The following is a 17,913-nucleotide window of genomic DNA, read 5'->3' as shown; positions in this document are numbered from 1 at the left end:
GCTAGCGGTAGGATTGACGCCCTGATACGCGAATGACGTAAGCCCGGCTCTCGCGTTCGGCCTCTTCGCGAGTCGCGAACGGACCCTCGAGGGTGTTCTCACGCGTGCTGAAAAAGTAGAAGCCGTTGACCGTACTGAACCGTTCGGCACGAAAGTGCGTGGTTTCAACGAGGTCCTGCGCACGCTTGCCGAACATGATGGGAATCCTGTGTAGGGTTCGATCTTTGACGTAGATCAGGTGTGTCCACCGCTGGCGCCATCGAGGAAGTACGAAGGCGCTGGCGGCGAGAGCTTAAAGCATTTCTTCGGGTCGCACCCACTGATCGAACTCGGATTCGCTCAGGTAACCCAGCGACAATGCGGATTCGCGCAGGGTAAGGCCTTCAGCGTAGGCCTTCTTGGCAATCTCGGCGGCTTTATCGTAGCCAATGTGCGGATTGAGCGCCGTGACCAGCATCAGCCCGCGCTCGAGGTGCTCGCCCATCTGCTGCGCATCCGGTACCAGGCCTGCCACGCAGTGCTCCTGGAAATTGCGGCAGCCATCGGCAAGCAGCTTGATCGATTGCAGCAGGTTATGGATGATCACCGGCTTGTAGACGTTGAGCTGCAGGTGACCCTGGCTTGCGGCGATGCCGATCACCACGTCATTGCCCATGACCTGGCAGGCCAGCATGGACAGCGCCTCGCACTGGGTTGGATTGACCTTGCCGGGCATGATGGAACTGCCTGGTTCATTGGCAGGCAACTTGATCTCGGCCAGTCCTGCACGGGGTCCGGAGCCCAGCAGACGGAAGTCATTGGCCAGTTTCATCAAGGCCACGGCGAGGGTCTTGAGTGCGCCCGACAAGCTGGTCAGGGCCTCATGGCCAGCCAATGCCGCGAACTTGTTCGGCGCGGTGACGAAGGGCAGCCCGGAGAGCGCCGCCAGTTCGGCGGCGATCGCTTCGCCGAAACCTTTGGGTGCATTGAGCCCGGTACCCACCGCCGTACCGCCCTGGGCCAGCTCGCATACCGCGGGGAGGGCGTTGCGGATGGCCTTCTGTGCGTACTCCAGCTGTGCCACATAGGCCGAGACTTCCTGGCCGAAGGTGATCGGCGTGGCGTCCATCATGTGCGTGCGACCGGTCTTGACCAGTTGCATATGTCGTCCGGCCAGTTCGGCCAGGCCCTCACCCAGCACGGAGATTGCCGGCAATAGATCGGCGTGCACGGCCTGGGCGGCAGCGATGTGCATGGCGGTCGGGAAGCAGTCGTTGGAACTTTGCGAGCGGTTGACGTGGTCGTTGGGATGCACTGGCGACTTGCCGCCACGTCCCTTGCCGGCCAGTTCGTTGGCCCGCCCGGCGATCACTTCGTTGACGTTCATGTTGCTCTGGGTGCCGCTGCCCGTCTGCCAGACCACCAGAGGGAACTGATCGTCATGCTCGCCGGCGAGCACTTCGTTGGCGGCCTGTTCGATCAATCGAGCGATATCGGCCGGCAGATCGCCGTTGCGATCGTTGACCCGCGCGGCGGCCTTCTTGACCAGCGCCAGGGCGTGCGAAACCGGCAGCGGCATGCGTTCCTCGCCGATGGCGAAATTCACCAGCGAACGCTGGGTCTGGGCGCCCCAGTAGGCCTCTTCAGGAACTTCGACCTGTCCCAGGCTGTCTGTTTCGATACGACTCATGCTGTTCATGCTCCTTGTTGTCGATCTCGCGTCACACCCCGACGATGCACGGGCGGGTCTCGCTGCGGTTCACCGGCAGCCTTGGCTGTTAGGGTACGCGCCCAGCTTCAGGTTCCATGAAACTGTACTTGCCGTTCGTAGCCCGGGGTTGAGTGACGCACGAACATGAGCGCAGAATGATCGTTTCTGGGGTTCTACCTCGCCTGCTAGATAAGGAAACTCGATGACTCGTTTTCGCGCCATCTGCACCGCGGCTGTTCTCGTCTGTGCCAGTGGCCAGGTCCTTGCCGACACCGCCAGCCACAACGCCAGCGCCGAAGCCTTCCTGATGATGGCTCATGCGGACAAGCTGGGCACCCCGGTGTACATGCAAGTACAGCAAATGTTCGCCCAGCGCTTCGAGCAGACCAGGGCACCGGCCAGTAAGCAGGCTACGCTGGAAACCTACCAGGCCAAGGCCAACGCCGCGCTGGATCAAGCCATCGGCTGGCCGAAGCTCAAGCCCGACATGGTCAAGCTGTACACCAGCAACTTCTCCGAGCAGGAGCTCAAGGACCTGGTCAAGTTCTACCAGTCGCCACTGGGCAAGAAAGTCCTGGAAAAAATGCCGGCCGTGACCCAGCAGTCCGCCCAGCTGACCCAGCAGAAGCTGGAAAGCGCGGTACCCGTGGTCAACAACCTGCTGGCTGACATGACCAAGGAACTGGACCCACAGGGCGCTGCCAAGGCTGCTGCCGGTGCGGCCAAGCCTGCGAAGCCATAACGGAGTCGCTGGCGATGTCGATGAAGGAACGCATCGTGTCCACGCTGCAGATGCTGCAACCCGAGCATCTTGACGTGCTCGACGAGAGCCATATGCACAGCCGTGGCACCGAGACGCACTACAAGGCGGTTCTGGTCAGCGAACGTTTCGCCGGCCTGAACAGTGTCAAGCGCCACCAACTAGTGTATGGCACGCTCGGCGAGCTGATGGGCGAGTTCCATGCCCTGGCGTTGCATACCTACACGCCGCAGGAATGGGCGCAGGTCGGTGCTGCACCGGCGTCGCCCACCTGCGCCGGCGGTGGGCGCTGAGCCCTGAGCACCGGGCTTCGAAACTTGCTAGAACCCAGACCCCGCCAGCGGCATGCCGCTGGCGGGGTTTTTTATTCAGGGACCCCTGAAACCAGTTCCCCGACCTGTCTCGTGGCTTGTCCCCTGAAAACATACCGGTCCGGCCCTTGCGCGGTCGACCACCTGGAGCGTTTTACCCATGACCCAAGCTATCGTCGTGGCGGCACTGTACAAGTTCGTCACCTTGGAAAACTACGTCGAGATGCGTGAGCCGCTGCTGCAGGCCATGCTCGACAACGGCATCAAGGGCACCCTGTTGATTGCCGAAGAAGGCATCAACGGCACGGTGTCCGGCACCCGCGCGGGTATCGACGGGCTGCTGGCCTGGCTCAAGCTCGATCCGCGTATGGACGACATCGACCACAAGGAGTCCTACTGCGACGAACAGCCCTTCTATCGCACCAAGGTCAAGTTGAAGAAAGAAATCGTCACCCTCGGCGTACCCGGTGTGGATCCCAATCGTACGGTGGGTACCTACGTCGAGCCACAGGACTGGAATGCGTTGCTCGACGATCCTGAGGTCCTGCTGATCGATACCCGCAACGACTACGAGGTCGCCATCGGCACCTTTCAGGGCGCCGTGGACCCCAGGACCGCGTCGTTCCGTGAGTTCCCCGACTACATCAAGGCCCACTACGACCCTGCCGTGCACAAGAAAGTCGCGATGTTCTGCACCGGCGGCATCCGCTGCGAAAAAGCCTCCAGCTACATGCTGGGCGAAGGGTTCGAAGAGGTCTATCACCTCAAGGGCGGCATTCTCAAATACCTGGAAGAGGTGCCCCAGCAGGAAAGCAAGTGGGAAGGCGACTGCTTCGTCTTCGACAATCGCGTTACCGTACGTCACGACCTCAGCGAAGGCGACTACGACCAATGCCACGCCTGCCGCACACCGATCAGTGTCGAAGACCGTGCCAGCGAGCACTATGTACCCGGCGTCAGTTGTCCGCATTGCTGGAACAGCCTGAGCGAGAAGACCCGCAAGAGCGCCATTGATCGTCAGAAACAGATCGAACTGGCTCGCGCGCGCAATCTGCCGCACCCTATCGGGCACAATTACCGCAAAGCCGCTCAGGACTGAGTCATGTCGCGCAACCGCCTGATCTACGTGATGGACCCGATGTGCTCCTGGTGCTGGGGCTTCGCCCCCGTGGCTCAGGCCCTGATCGATCAGGCCGAGGCCGCAGGGGTCAAGACCCACATCGTGGTAGGCGGACTGCGCAGCGGCGGCGCGGCGTTGGAACCCACCACTCGCGATTACATCCTCGAGCACTGGCACGCCGTGCATGAGGCCACCGGTCAACCCTTCACGTTCGAAGGGGCCTTGCCAGCAGGCTTCGTCTACGACACTGAGCCGGCGTGCCGAGCGATCGTGGCGGTCCGCGAGCTGGCGCCCGACCTGGTGTGGCCGCTGGTCCAGCTGATCCAGCAGGCGTTCTACACCGAGCGCCTGGACGTAACCCAGCCAGCGCAACTGGCCAGCCTGGCCGAGCGGGCAGGGGTGCCGCGCATCGAATTCGTCGAGGCATTCGACAGCGATCACAGGGTGCGGGCCACCCAAGCGGATTTCGCCTGGGCGCAGGGGTTGGGCATTGCAGGTTTCCCGACGCTGCTCGCCGAGCGGGAGGGTCAGCTGGCCTTGCTGACCAATGGTTATCGACCGCTGGCCGAGCTGTCGCCGCTGTTGGCCCGCTGGCTGGAACGTGCTGCCCATGCATGACCGCCCCGGCCCCGTCGGGGAGACAGGATTGCACGGGGCGGCAGACCGCCTGAGCTGGGGTGAAATTCGCCGCCTGGCCCTGCAGCACAAGCGGGCACTATGGACCGCCAATGGGGTGGCGGTGCTGGCTACCCTGTGCAGCGTGCCGATTCCGCTGCTGTTGCCGTTGCTGGTCGATGAAGTGCTGCTCGGCCACGCCGGCAGTGCCACACGGTGGATGAGCCAGGTGCTGCCCAGCGCCTGGCAGATCCCCGTCGGCTTCATCGGCCTCATGCTGGTGGTCAGTTTCACCCTGCGCTGCGGCGCGTTGCTGTTCAACGTCGTGCAGGCGAGGCTGTTCGCCGGACTGGCCAAGGACGTGGTCTATCGCTTGCGATTGCGCCTGATCGAGCGGCTCAAGCGCATCTCGCTCAGCGAATACGAAAGTCTGGGCAGCGGTACCGTCACCACGCACTTGGTCACCGACCTGGACACCCTCGACAAATTCGTCGGCGAAACCTTGAGTCGCTTTCTGGTCGCCATGCTGACCCTGGCAGGCACTGCGGGCATCCTGATGTGGATGCATTGGAAACTGGCGCTGCTGATCCTGCTGTTCAACCCCTTGGTGGTGTACGCCACAGTAGTACTGGGCAAGCGCGTCAAGCACCTGAAAAAACTCGAGAACGACAGCACGGCGCGCTTTACCCAGGCACTCAGCGAAACCCTTGACGCCATCCAGGAAGTGCGGGCCAGCAATCGCCAGGGTTATTTCCTGGGGCGGCTGGGTCTGCGCGCTCGCGAAGTTCGCGACTTCGCCGTTGCCTCCATGTGGAAAAGCGACGCATCGGGGCGTGCCAGTGCGTTGTTGTTCCAGTTCGGCATCGACATTTTCCGCGCCGCTGCGATGCTCACGGTGCTGTTCTCCGACCTGAGCATCGGTCAGATGCTGGCGGTGTTCAGCTACCTCTGGTTCATGATCACGCCAGTCGAACAACTGCTGAACCTGCAATACGCCTACTACGCGGCAGGCGGGGCACTGAACCGGATTAATGAATTGCTCGCCCGTGCCGATGAACCCAGGTATGAGGGCGGCAGCGATCCGTTCCGCGACCGCGAGACGGTGGGTATCGACATTCGTGGCCTGAGCTTCGCCTACGCCGAAGACAAGGTACTGGACCGCTTGGACCTGTCCATAGCGGCCGGGGAAAAGGTCGCCATCGTCGGCGCCAGCGGAGGCGGCAAGAGCACTCTGGTGCAGTTGCTGCTCGGGCTTTACACGCCGCAGGCAGGAGAAGTGCGTTTCGGTGGTGCGCTGCAGCAGGCCATTGGCCTTGAGACCCTGCGCGATAATGTCGCGGTGGTGCTGCAGCATCCGGCACTGTTCAACGACACCATTCGCGCCAACCTGACCATGGGGCGCGACGCCGGTGACCAGGCGTGTTGGGACGCCTTGCGGATCGCCCAGTTGGACGGCACGGTGCGGGACATGCCGCAGGGGCTGGACAGCGTCGTCGGCCGCTCGGGCGTGCGTCTTTCCGGAGGTCAGCGACAGCGTCTTGCGATTGCGCGGATGGTGCTCGCCGAGCCCAAGGTGGTCATCCTCGACGAGGCCACTTCGGCACTCGATGCGGCCACCGAGTACAACCTGCATCAGGCCCTCGGGCGCTTCCTGAGAGGACGCACTACAGTGATCATTGCCCACCGGCTGTCTGCGGTGAAACAGGCCGACCGCGTACTCGTATTCGACGGCGGCCGGATCGCCGAAGATGGCGACCACCAGCAACTCATCGCGGAGGGCGGGTTGTATGCGCGTCTGTACGGTTATCTGCAACAGGTTTAGTTCGCCCCTGGCGTCACGACGAGCTATGGAAAAAACATTCGGCACCGAAGAAAACGGTGCCGGTCCTTTCCTAAACTAGCCTAAAGTGTGCCAGCCTTGATTGAAGTTCTGACTTGGACGTTGCCTGGATTGCTGAAGCAAGGAACCTCATGAAGCACACGCAGACTCTCGATACGCCGAGATTACTGGGGATCGTCTGGCCATTTATCGCCGTGGTGGGATTGATGGCAATGCTGGGTTGCATCAGCCTTTACGCACTGTCCGCAGTGCGTAGTTATGTCGCGGGCGAAAGTTTCTGGTCCAAGGGTCAGAAAGACGCGATCTATTACCTCAACCTGTATGCCGACAGCCGTGACGAGGACGTATTCCAGAAATACCTGCGGGCCATCGCCATTCCCCAGGGCGGTCATCAACTGCGCCTGGCCCTGGATCAGCCCGAGCCCGATCTGGCAGCGGCGCGGGCGGGCATTCTGAAGGGTAACAATCACCCCGACGACATGCAGAACATCATCTGGCTATACCGTCACTTCAGCGATGTCAGCTACATGTCCAGGGCCATTGCGCACTGGAAGACCGGTGACACCTACCTGGTCCAGCTCGACGAACTGGCGCAGCGCATGCACGCCGCACAGCAGGCCGGCACCGCAACCGAAGCGGACATGGCGCGCTGGAAACACCAGATCATGACCATCAACGACGCGGTCACACCCGCCGCCATGGCCTTCAGTGTGGCCCTGGGCGAAGGCTCGCGTGCGGTGCAATACCTGTTGGTGGTGAGCAATCTGCTGGTCGCCTTGCTGCTGATCGTGCTCGCGCTGTGGCGCACGCACAAGCTGCTCAATCAGCGCCATGCTTTCGCCTATGCGCTTCAGCTGGAAAAGGACCGTGCCCAAGTGACCTTGGCGTCCATCGGCGATGGGGTGATCACTACCGATGTCGAAGGCGCGATTCTCTACATGAACCCGGCCGCCGAGCGTCTCACCCATTGGAGTGCCGACCAGGCCGTCGGGCTGCCGCTGGCGGCGCTGTTCAATCTGCTCGACGAGAACGCCGAGAAGGACAGCTTCACCCTTATCGACCACATCGTCAGCGGCGACCTGCGCGGCGGCAGCGAGCACGCCAAGTTGATCCAGCGTCTGGACGGCAGCACGGTCTCGGTGACGCTGGTAGGCGCCCCCATCCAGACCGACCAGCACATCAGCGGGACCGTGCTGGTCCTGCACGACATGACCCAGGAACGTCAGTACATCGCCAACCTTTCCTGGCAGGCCACCCACGATGCACTGACCGGATTGGCCAATCGCCGCGAATTCGAGTTCCGCCTCGAACAGGCCCTTACCGCGCTGCAACGCTATCCGGGTTGTCACTCCCTGATGTTCCTGGACCTGGACCAGTTCAAGCTGGTCAACGACACCTGTGGCCATGCCGCAGGCGACGAACTGCTCCGCCACATCTGCGCGTTGCTGCAATCCGGGCTGCGCGAGGGCGATACCCTGGCGCGTCTGGGCGGGGACGAATTTGGCATTCTCATCGAGAACTGCTCCACCAGTGAATCGGAGAAGCTCGCCGAAACGCTGCGCCAGACCGTGCAAAACCTGCATTTCGTGTGGAAAGGTCGGCCTTTCGTGACCACCGTAAGCGTCGGCATGGTGCACCTGACCCAGGCACCGATCACCCTCGAAGCTTCGATGCGCGCCGCCGACATGGCCTGCTACCTGGCCAAGGAACGGGGCCGTAATCGGGTCCAGGTCTACCATGCCGCCGATAGCGAGCTGACCGTGCGGGTCGACGAAATGGCCTGGGTTCAGCGCCTGCACATGGCCCTGGAAGAAAACCGCTTCTGTCTCTATGCACAGGAAATCGCCGCGCTGGGCATACAGGACGGCCCACCGGGTGGACACATCGAGATTCTCCTGCGCCTGAGCGATGAAACCGGTCGCATCATCATGCCCGACGTGTTCATTCCAGCCGCCGAGCGCTACGGCTTGATGACCGCCCTCGACCGGTGGGTGGTGCAGAATGTATTCAAGGTGGTACGCCAGACCCTGGATCAGCCCGATCAGGGCCCCTTGGCGGTCTGCGCCATCAACTTGTCGGGGATCAGCATAGGCGACGAGGAGTTTCTCGAGTTCCTGCGAGAACAATTTCGCCTGTACGCGATTCCAGCCGAATTAATATGTTTCGAGATCACCGAGACCAGCGCGATCGCAAATCTTGGTAGCGCGATCCGATTTATCAATGAATTGAAGAGCTTAGGATGTCATTTTGCCCTCGATGACTTCTGTGCCGGTATGTCCTCTTTTGCCTATTTGAAACATTTACCTGTCGATTATTTGAAAATCGATGGCAGCTTCGTTAAAGATATGTTGGACGACCCGATCAATCGGGCGATGGTGGAAGTGATCAACCATATTGGCCACGTCATGGGCAAGCGCACCATTGCCGAGTTTGTCGAGACGCCTCTGATAGAACAGGCCTTGCTGGAAATTGGTGTGGACTACGCACAGGGATACTTGATCGAGCGACCGCAGGTATTTACCTGTGACAGTCTGCGCCGGCATCTGGGCAGACTGCGGCCGTCGCGATTCGGGGTTCCCGACACTTTCCGATAAGGGCAATTTGCCGCTGTTCTTCACTCAATTAAATGGAGGTTTGCCAGTGAACGATCCTTTTATTCGACTGGGTCCGCTGATGGACGCAAAGAGTTATCCCGAATGGGCACAGAAACTCATCGAAGACTGTGCGCCGAACAAGCGGCGGGTTGTCGAGCATGAAGTCTATGCACGAATGCGCGACAACCAGCTGAGCTCGCGCACCATGCGCCACTACCTGATCGGCGGCTGGCCGGTGGTGGAGCAATTCTCGCTGTACATGGCGCAGAACCTGACCAAGACCCGCTTCGCCCGGCATCCGGGCGAGGACATGGCGCGGCGCTGGTTGATGCGCAATATTCGCGTCGAGCTCAACCATGCCGATTACTGGGTACACTGGAGCCAGGCCCATGGCGTCAGCCTGCAGGACCTCATCGCCCAGGATGTGCCGGCCGAGCTGCATGCGCTCAGCCATTGGTGCTGGCAGAGCTGCGCCACCGATTCGCTGGCGGTTGCCATGGCGGCGACCAACTATGCTATCGAAGGGGCCACCGGCGAGTGGTCGGCGGTGGTCTGTGCCGACGACACCTATGCCCAGGCGTTTCCCGAGCAGAACCGCAAGCGCGCCATGCGCTGGTTGAGCCTGCACGCCCAGTACGACGATGAGCATCCATGGGAAGCCCTGGAAATCATCTGCACGCTGATCGGCAACCACGCCACCGAAGCGCAGCAGACCGAACTGCGCAACGCCATCTGCAAGAGCTACGACTTCATGTTCCTGTTCTTGGAACGCTGCATGGCGCTGGAGCAGCAACGTACCACCACACTGGACAACAGAGTGGTGGCGTAAGGCTCGTAGCGGCCTGATGCAGCACTCGCAGGGCCGCCTCAGGCGGCGCCATGGTTACGCGACAGGCTGGCTGGCCGGTCGTGGCACAGGATGGCGCCTGTCCTGAGGACACATTTCACTGGGCGTCGAACGCCTGGCCATTGATCCCGGCACTGTCGGGTCCCATCAGATACAGGTACACCGGCATGATCTGTTCGGGTAGCGGATTGCGGCCTGGGTCCTCGGCCGGGTAGGCCTGCGCGCGCATCGCCGTGCGTGTTCCGCCGGGGTTGATGCTATTGGCGCGTGCGGCGCTGACACCTTCCAATTCGTCGGCCAGGGTCTGCATCAAGCCCTCAGTGGCGAACTTCGACACGCCATAGGCGCCCCAGTGCGCACGTCCCTTGCGACCGACGCTGCTCGAGGTGAACACCACCGAGCCATCTTCGGCCTGCTTGAGCAGGGGCAGCAGTGCGCGAGTGAGCATGAAGGTCGCATTCACGTTGACCTGCATCACCTGGATGAATTCATCGTCGGGTAGCACGTCGAGGGGCGTTCGCGGGCCGATGATCGAGGCGTTGTGCAGCAGCCCGTCGAGGCGGCCGAATGTTTTCTCGATCATCTGCGCCAGTTCGGCGTACTGCGGGGTGTGTGCGCTGTGCAGATCGAACGGGATAACCACCGGCTGGGGATGCCCGGCCGCTTCGATCTCGTCATACACGGCCGTCAGGTTGGACTCGGTCTTGCCCAGCAACAGCACGATAGCGCCGTGGGCAGCATAGGTTTTCGCGGCGGCGGCGCCGATGCCGCGGCCGGCACCGGTGACCAGGATGACGCGCCCGGCCAGCAGGTCGGGGCGGGCTGAGTAATCGAACATGGGATCTCCTGAAATAAGGTGGCTCAGCAGCCGCAGAGGGCCTGGTCCAGCACGCGGCGCAGGTCGGACGGGTGGTCCACCACCACATCGGCACCCCAGTGATCGGGGTTGTCGTTGGGGTGAATGTAGCCGTAGCGCACCGCTGCAGTCTTGGTCCCGGCATCGCGGCCTGATTCGATATCGCGCAGATCGTCACCAACGAACAGCACGCTGGCCGGGTCCAGCTCGAGCTTGCTGCAGGCCAGCAGCAGCGGTTCGGGGTCCGGCTTGCTGCGGGTCACATGGTCGGGGCAGATGAGTATTGCCGAACGTTGTGCCAGGCCCAGTTGCTGCATGATGGGTTCGGCGAAGCGCAGCGGCTTGTTGGTCACTACGCCCCAGATCAGCCTGGCCTGCTCGATGTCGGCGAGCAGTTGCGCCATGCCGTCGTACAGGTGGCTGTGCACCGCGCAGCCGTCCTGATAGCGTTCGAGGAATTCCAGGCGCAGCGTTTCGAACTCCGGCGCCTGCGGCGACAGGTCGAACGCAGCCTGGACCATGGCCTTGGCGCCGCCGGAAATCACGTCGCGTACCCGTTGCTCGTCGATGGGCGGCAGCTGGCGCGCAGCGCGCATGGCCTGGCAGATGGCGATGAAGTCCGGCGCGGTGTCGAGCAACGTGCCGTCCATGTCGAAGAGTACCGCTCGAAGGCGCATGCTCATTCCTCGCGAAGGGTCTGGATCATGTAGTTGACGTCGACGTCCGCGGCCAACTTGTAGTGCTTGGTCAGCGGGTTGTAGGTCAGGCCGATGATGTCCTTGACGGTCAGTCCGGCCTCGCGGCTCCAGGCACCGAGCTCGGAAGGGCGGATGAATTTCTTGAAGTCATGGGTGCCGCGCGGCAGCAGCTTCATGATGTATTCGGCGCCGATGATCGCGAACAGGTACGCCTTGGGGTTGCGGTTGATGGTCGAGAAAAACACCTGGCCACCGGGTTTGACCATGCGGAAACAGGCGCGGATGACCGACGAAGGGTCCGGCACGTGCTCGAGCATTTCCAGGCAGGTGACCACGTCGAATTTTTGCGGGCACTCGGCTGACAGGGCTTCGGCAGTGATCTGGCGGTATTCCACTTCCACGCCGGATTCGAGCTGGTGCAGGCGAGCGACCGCCAGTGGCGCCTCGCCCATGTCGATGCCGGTCACCTTGGCGCCGCGCAGGGCCATGGCCTCGCTGAGGATGCCGCCGCCGCAACCGACGTCCAGCACCTGCTTGCCCGCCAGGTTGACGCGCTCGTCGATCCAGTTGACGCGCAATGGATTGATGTCGTGCAGCGGCTTGAACTCGCTGTTGCGATCCCACCAGCGGTGCGCCAGGGCTTCGAACTTGGCGATTTCAGCGTGGTCGACGTTGCTCATTGGGTGTCCTCTAAACGTTGTGATTCCAGAATTCGAGAGTGCCGGGGGTCTTCAGTCTTCATTGCCCTGCGGCAATGCGCTCGCCCCAGGCGCCGGCCATGTCGCACAGCCTGTTTTCGTCCAGGCGCGTCAGTCGGCCTTCGTCAAGCAGGTGTTTGCCCGCCACCCACACATGGCGGACGCAATTGCGGCCGCTGGCATAGATCAATTGCGACACCGGGTCGTACACCGGTTGCTGGGCCAGTCCGGACAGGTCGAAGGACGTCAGGTCCGCCGCCTTGCCAATTTCCAGCGAACCGATGTTCGCTTCCATGCCCAGCGCGCGGGCGCCGTTGAGGGTGGCCATGCGCAGCGCGCGATGGGCATCCAGCGCAGTCGCCGAACCCGCCACGGCCTTGGCCAGCAGCGCTGCGGTGCGCGTGTCGCCAAGCAGGTCGAGGCTGTTGTTGCTGGCGGCACCATCGGTGCCCACTGCCACATTGACCCCGGCCTGCCAGAGTTTTTCCACTGGGCAGAAGCCACTGGCCAACTTGAGGTTGGACAGCGGGCAATGCACGACGTTGCTGTTGCTTTCCACCAGCAGGGCGAGGTCGTCGTCATCCACCTGGGTCATGTGCACCGCCTGGAACCGCGGGCCGAGCAAGCCGAGGCGGGCCAGCCTGGCCAGCGGGCGTTCGCCGCTTTTTTGCAGGGCATCGTGCACTTCGCCGGCAGTTTCGTGGACGTGCATCTGGATGGCGGCGTCCAGCTCATCGGCCAGCACGCGGATCTTCTCCAGGTTCTCGTCGCTCACCGTGTAGGGCGCATGGGGGCCGAAGGCAATGCTCACGCGGGCATGGTGCTTGAGATCGTTGAACAGCTCGACGCCCTTGTGCAGCGCCTCGTCGGCATCCCGCGCGCCGGGGATGGGGAAATTCAGCACCGGCACGCTGATCTGGGCGCGCATGCCGCTGGCGTGCACCCGCTCGGCGGCCACTTCGGGAAAGAAGTACATGTCCGAAAAACAGGTGATGCCGCCCTGCAGCTGCTCGGCGATGGCCAGGTCGGTACCGTCGCGCACGAACGCCTCGCTGACCCAGCGGGCCTCGGCGGGCCAGATGTGGCGTTCGAGCCAGGTCATCAGTGGCAGATCGTCGGCCAGGCCGCGGAACAAGGTCATGGCCGCGTGACCATGGGCATTGACCAGCCCCGGCGCGAGCAGTTGCCCAGGCAACTCGCGGATTTCCCGTGCCTGCAGCCGGGCAGCCGCGCTGCGCGGGCCAATGAAGACGATCTGCCCATCACGGATGCCCAAGGCATGCTCCTGAAGCACGACACCGGCGGGCTCGACCGGTACCAGCCAGGTTGGCAGCAGCAGCAGGTCCAGGGCGGTATCGACGTCGAGCATGGCAAGTTCCGGGCTTGTGCAGGTGGTGGCGAAGTATACCCGAGCGTCTTGGACGGGGGCTCGCTATAATCGAGCGCTTTTGGCGTCTGAGTACGGAGTTGGGGCATGCGTGATCGATTGTTGGCGGCGGAACGGGTCAAAGCCGTTGATTGGCGAGGTGACGCGTTGCACCTGATCGACCAGCGTGCGCTTCCAGGTCAGGAAGTCTGGCGCGCTTTCGTCGATGCGCCCGGCGTCGCCGGCGCGATCCGCTCAGGCGTGGTGTCCGGAGCTTCGGCGGTCGCCATCTGCGCTGCCTATGCCGTGGTGCTCGCCGCGCGACTGCACCGCACCGCCGCAGCCGACTGGCGTGCCGCGCTGGACCAGGATTTGCGCCTGCTGGCGGCGATCCGCCCGGCCACGGCCCATCTGTTCTGGGCGCTGGAGCGCATGCGCGAACGTCTGGGCCGAGTGCGCGCCGACGAAGACCCGGTGCCGGCCCTGGAAGCCGAAGCCCTGGCCATTCACCAGAGCGATCGCGAAGCCAACCTGACCATGGCCCAGCTGGGCGTCGACGTGATCCGCCGGCACCAGGGCAATCTGCAGACCGTGCTGACCCACGCCAGTGCCGGCGCGCTGGCCAGCGGCGGCTTCGGCACGGCCCTCGGTGTGGTGCGCGGGGCGTTCCATGAAGGCATGCTCGAACGCGTCTATGCCGATGAAACCCGGCCGGGTCTGCAGGGTTCGCGCCTGTCGGCCTGGGAGTTGTCCAGCGAAGGCATTCCAGTGACCGTGAGCGCGGACGCGGCGGCGGCGCACCTGATGAAGAGCAAGGGCATCACCTGGGTGATCGTCGGCGCCGAGCGGATTGCCGCCAATGGCGATATCGCCGGCCCCATCGGCACCTATCAGCTGGCGGTCTGCGCCATGCATCACGGCGTTCGTTTCATGGTCGTGGCCAGCAGCGCGGCGATCGACCTGGCCCTGGAAAGCGGCGAGGACATTCCCTTGCTCGAACGCGATGGTCGCGAATTGCTGGAAGTGGCCGGAACGCGCGTCGGCGCGGACGTCGATGCATTCAATCCGATCCACGACGTGACCCCAGCCGATCTGATCGACGTGATCGTCACCGAAAAAGGCATCGTCGAACGACCCGATGCGGCGAAGCTGGCGCAATTGATGTGCCGTCGGCGCCTGCATTGAATTCGCCGCAGTGGCAAAACGCTCACTTTTTTCCTCCAAAAAGGTCTGCAAGCGCCGCAGCGCCATGCCAGAGGCTCGATACGACTCGATCAAGGGTCCTGTCAGGGTTTAAGGGGATAGGTGTCTGACGGCGATTGTGCTAACATCCGGCGGTTTTCGGGGGTGCATCGAGGTGCTCCCCCAGCGCCGTCGGTCCAAGGCGTAACTCGTTGATTTGTCGTAAGTCGCCGTTGGCATCGGCCAGCGGTGGCAAGCTTCGTTCTTCTCACAGGGAGGCAACGGAGTTTCACCAGAAAAAGGAATCAGGCTTCTCATGGGCGAACTGGCCAAAGAAATCCTCCCGGTCAATATCGAAGACGAGCTGAGACAGTCCTACCTCGACTACGCCATGAGCGTGATCGTGGGTCGTGCACTGCCTGATGCACGTGATGGCTTGAAGCCCGTGCATCGCCGCGTTCTGTTTGCGATGAGTGAACTGGGCAACGATTGGAACAAACCCTACAAGAAGTCGGCCCGTGTGGTCGGTGACGTGATCGGTAAGTACCACCCGCACGGTGATACCGCGGTCTACGACACCATCGTGCGCATGGCCCAGCCATTCTCCCTGCGCTATCTGCTGGTCGACGGCCAGGGCAACTTCGGTTCCGTGGACGGCGACAACGCCGCGGCCATGCGATACACCGAAGTGCGCATGACCAAGCTGGCCCATGAGCTGCTGGCCGACCTGCACAAGGAAACCGTCGACTGGGTGCCCAACTACGACGGCACCGAGCTGATCCCGGCGGTCATGCCTACGCGTATCCCCAACCTGCTGGTCAACGGCTCCAGCGGTATCGCCGTGGGCATGGCGACCAACATTCCGCCGCACAACCTGGGCGAAGTGCTCGACGGCTGCCTGGCGGTCATCGACAACCCGGACGTCACCATCGATGAGCTGATGCAGTTCATCCCGGGCCCCGACTTCCCGACCGCCGCCATCATCAACGGTCGCCAGGGCATCATCGAGGCCTACCGCACCGGCCGCGGCCGCATCTACATGCGTGCCCGATCGCACGTCGAGGACATCGACAAGGTCGGTGGTCGCCAGCAGATCGTCGTCACCGAGCTGCCGTACCAGTTGAACAAGGCCCGCCTGATCGAGAAGATTGCCGAACTGGTGAAAGAGAAGAAGCTCGAAGGCATCTCCGAGCTGCGCGACGAGTCCGACAAGGACGGCATGCGTATCGTCATCGAACTGCGCCGCGGTGAAGTGCCGGAGGTGATCCTCAACAACCTCTATGCACAGACCCAGCTGCAGGCCGTGTTCGGTATCAACATCGTCGCCCTGATCGACAACCGTCCGCGCATCCTCAACCTGAAAGACCTGCTCGAAGCCTTCGTGCGCCACCGCCGCGAAGTCGTCACCCGTCGCACCGTGTTCGAGCTGCGCAAGGCGCGCGAGCGTGGGCACATTCTCGAAGGCCAGGCGGTCGCGCTGTCCAACATCGATCCGGTCATCGCCCTGATCAAGGCCTCGCCGACCCCATCCGAAGCCAAGGAAGCGCTGGTCAGCACGCCGTGGGAATCCAGCGCCGTGGTGGCGATGGTCGAGCGTGCCGGCGCCGAGTCCTCGCGTCCGGAAAACCTCGATCCGCAGTACGGTCTGCGCGACGGCAAGTATTTCCTCTCGCCGGAACAGGCCCAGGCCATCCTCGAGCTGCGCCTGCATCGCCTGACTGGTCTGGAGCACGAGAAGCTGCTGGCCGAGTATCAGGAGATCCTCAACCAGATCGCCGAGCTGATCCGCATCCTCAACAGCGCCGAGCGCCTGATGGAAGTGATCCGCGAGGAGCTGGAACTGATCCGCGCCGAATACGGCGACGTGCGCCGTACCGAGATTCTCGATTCGCGTCTGGACCTGACCCTGGGTGACATGATCCCGGAAGAAGAGCGCGTGGTGACCATTTCTCACAGCGGCTATGCCAAGACCCAGCCACTGTCCGCCTACCAGGCCCAGCGCCGTGGGGGCAAGGGCAAGTCGGCCACCGGCGTCAAGGACGAGGACTACATCTCGCACCTGCTGGTCGCCAACAGCCACGCCACGCTGCTGCTGTTCTCCAGCAAGGGCAAGGTGTACTGGCTCAAGACCTACGAAATTCCCGAGGCCTCCCGTGCCGCCCGCGGCCGTCCGCTGGTCAACCTGCTGCCGCTGGATGATGGCGAGTACATCACCACCATGCTGCAGATCGACCTCGAGGCCCTGCAGGCCACCGCCGGTGCCGACGAAGAGCTGGATGACGCCGACGACACCGTGCTCGAAGGCGAGATCGTCGAGCCGGAGGAAGTCGTCGAGGCCGCCGAAGGCGAAGACGGCGACACCCCCGAGCTGGTGGCCGAGCCGACTGGTGCCTACATCTTCATGGCGACCGCATTCGGTACCGTCAAGAAGACCCCATTGGCCCAGTTCGCCCGTCCGCGCTCCAGCGGTCTGATCGCGCTCAAGCTCAAGGAAGGCGACACCCTGATCGCCGCTGCCATCACCGACGGCGCCAAGGAAGTCATGCTGTTCTCCGATGCCGGCAAGGTGATCCGCTTCGCCGAAGGCGTCGTGCGCCAGATGGGCCGTGGCGCTCGCGGTATTCGTGGCATGCGTCTGGGCAAGGGTCAGCAACTGATCTCCATGCTGATCCCCGAATCCGGTGCACAGATCCTCACCGCTTCGGAGCGCGGCTTCGGCAAGCGCACGCCGCTGAGCAAGTTCCCTCGTCGCGGTCGCGGCGGCCAGGGCGTGATCGCCATGGTCACCAAGGAACGTAACGGCAAGCTGATCGGTGCCATCCAGTCCCAGGAAGGCGAAGAGATCATGCTCATTTCCGACCAGGGCACGCTGGTGCGTACCCGCGTCGGTGAAGTGTCGAGCCTTGGCCGAAACACCCAGGGTGTGACCCTGATCAAGCTGATCACCGACGAGAAGCTGGTGGGCCTGGAGCGGGTTCAGGAGCCATCGGAAGTCGAGGAAGATGAGCTGGAAGAAGGTGTCGAAGGCGTTGAAGGTGTCGAAGCTGTAGAGCCGGACGATTCCGAATTGGCTCAGGGTGACGTCGAGCCAGATGCCGCGGACGAAACGCCCGAGGAGTAAGCTGTAGGGCAGTAGATCGGCGGTGCGCCCTTCGCGGGGCGCGCCCGCACGCCCCCAACATATGGCGGACCCTTGGGGGGGGGGGGGCGCGGCCGGGGACCGACGGCGCCTGTCCGCCGAGCACCCCCCGCCGGGTCACCGCACCACGCGAAGACGTGGGACGCTGGGCAGAGTGAAGCCTCACACTACGAGTGCACCCCCGCCCGCGAGTCCCC

The 17,913-nt window shown here is 62.9% G+C and carries 15 protein-coding genes; 9 read left to right on the top strand and 6 right to left on the bottom strand.

Annotated elements, in window-relative coordinates:
- Position 1 precedes the first annotated feature (1 nt).
- Both AC788_RS12880 and AC788_RS12875 read right to left on the bottom strand, forming a co-directional pair.
- A complete protein-coding gene (locus tag AC788_RS12880) occupies positions 2-196 on the bottom strand; it encodes a DUF6316 family protein (RefSeq protein ID WP_049860989.1) in 195 nt (64 codons plus the stop codon).
- Between the two features lie 96 nt (positions 197-292).
- Positions 293-1,669, bottom strand: a complete 1,377-nt coding sequence (locus tag AC788_RS12875) for a class II fumarate hydratase (protein WP_049861130.1) — start codon at positions 1,667-1,669, stop codon at positions 293-295.
- A 223-nt stretch (positions 1,670-1,892) separates the two neighbouring features.
- On the opposite strand from AC788_RS12875, the gene AC788_RS12870 reads away from it, so the two are divergent.
- The 7 genes from AC788_RS12870 to AC788_RS12840 all read left to right on the top strand — a co-directional run bounded on the left by AC788_RS12870 (position 1,893) and on the right by AC788_RS12840 (position 9,759).
- Complete coding sequence (locus tag AC788_RS12870) at positions 1,893-2,432, top strand: DUF2059 domain-containing protein (protein ID WP_049860988.1); 540 nt, start codon at positions 1,893-1,895, stop codon at positions 2,430-2,432.
- 14 nt (positions 2,433-2,446) lie between these two features.
- Positions 2,447-2,743, top strand: a complete 297-nt coding sequence (locus AC788_RS12865; RefSeq protein WP_049860987.1) for a BolA family protein — start codon at positions 2,447-2,449, stop codon at positions 2,741-2,743.
- Positions 2,744-2,921: 178 nt separating this feature from the next.
- Positions 2,922-3,860, top strand: a complete 939-nt coding sequence (trhO, locus tag AC788_RS12860) for an oxygen-dependent tRNA uridine(34) hydroxylase TrhO (RefSeq protein WP_049860986.1) — start codon at positions 2,922-2,924, stop codon at positions 3,858-3,860.
- Positions 3,861-3,863: 3 nt separating this feature from the next.
- Positions 3,864-4,499 (top strand): DsbA family protein, encoded by a 636-nt coding sequence (locus AC788_RS12855; RefSeq protein WP_049860985.1) that lies wholly within the window; start codon positions 3,864-3,866, stop codon positions 4,497-4,499.
- Entirely contained in the window at positions 4,492-6,318 is a 1,827-nt protein-coding gene (locus AC788_RS12850) for an ABC transporter ATP-binding protein (RefSeq protein WP_049860984.1), read from the top strand. Before AC788_RS12855 ends, AC788_RS12850 begins: the two co-directional genes overlap by 8 nt.
- Before the next feature lie 149 nt (positions 6,319-6,467).
- Positions 6,468-8,930: an EAL domain-containing protein gene (locus tag AC788_RS12845; protein ID WP_049860983.1), complete on the top strand. Its 2,463-nt coding sequence runs from the start codon at positions 6,468-6,470 to the stop codon at positions 8,928-8,930.
- A 46-nt stretch (positions 8,931-8,976) separates the two neighbouring features.
- Positions 8,977-9,759, top strand: a complete 783-nt coding sequence (locus AC788_RS12840) for a TenA family transcriptional regulator (protein WP_043187704.1) — start codon at positions 8,977-8,979, stop codon at positions 9,757-9,759.
- 115 nt (positions 9,760-9,874) lie between these two features.
- On the opposite strand, the gene AC788_RS12835 is transcribed toward AC788_RS12840, so the two are convergent.
- The 4 genes from AC788_RS12835 to AC788_RS12820 are packed head-to-tail and all read right to left on the bottom strand — an operon-like array spanning position 9,875 to position 13,398.
- Positions 9,875-10,615 carry a YciK family oxidoreductase gene (locus AC788_RS12835; protein WP_049860982.1) on the bottom strand — a complete coding sequence of 247 codons (741 nt, stop codon included), beginning with the start codon at positions 10,613-10,615 and terminating at the stop codon, positions 9,875-9,877.
- A 23-nt stretch (positions 10,616-10,638) separates the two neighbouring features.
- A complete protein-coding gene (gene mupP / locus AC788_RS12830) occupies positions 10,639-11,310 on the bottom strand; it encodes an N-acetylmuramic acid 6-phosphate phosphatase MupP (RefSeq protein WP_049860981.1) in 672 nt (223 codons plus the stop codon).
- 2 nt (positions 11,311-11,312) lie between these two features.
- A complete protein-coding gene (ubiG, locus tag AC788_RS12825; protein ID WP_049860980.1) occupies positions 11,313-12,011 on the bottom strand; it encodes a bifunctional 2-polyprenyl-6-hydroxyphenol methylase/3-demethylubiquinol 3-O-methyltransferase UbiG in 699 nt (232 codons plus the stop codon).
- A 58-nt stretch (positions 12,012-12,069) separates the two neighbouring features.
- Positions 12,070-13,398 (bottom strand): TRZ/ATZ family hydrolase, encoded by a 1,329-nt coding sequence (locus AC788_RS12820; protein WP_049860979.1) that lies wholly within the window; start codon positions 13,396-13,398, stop codon positions 12,070-12,072.
- A 105-nt stretch (positions 13,399-13,503) separates the two neighbouring features.
- Between AC788_RS12820 and mtnA the strand changes: the two genes are divergently transcribed.
- Both mtnA and gyrA read left to right on the top strand, forming a co-directional pair.
- Positions 13,504-14,580 carry an S-methyl-5-thioribose-1-phosphate isomerase gene (mtnA, locus tag AC788_RS12815; protein ID WP_049860978.1) on the top strand — a complete coding sequence of 359 codons (1,077 nt, stop codon included), beginning with the start codon at positions 13,504-13,506 and terminating at the stop codon, positions 14,578-14,580.
- 313 nt (positions 14,581-14,893) lie between these two features.
- The gene (gene gyrA / locus AC788_RS12810) at positions 14,894-17,698 is read left to right on the top strand and encodes a DNA gyrase subunit A (protein WP_049860977.1); all 2,805 of its coding nucleotides are present in this window, start codon (positions 14,894-14,896) and stop codon (positions 17,696-17,698) included.
- Positions 17,699-17,913: the final 215 nt, after the last annotated feature.

Source organism: Pseudomonas sp. RIT-PI-a, assembly GCF_001187875.1.
Taxonomy (GTDB): Bacteria; Pseudomonadota; Gammaproteobacteria; order Pseudomonadales; family Pseudomonadaceae; genus Aquipseudomonas; species Aquipseudomonas coleopterorum.
This window is presented reverse-complemented; position numbering and strand designations above follow the sequence as displayed.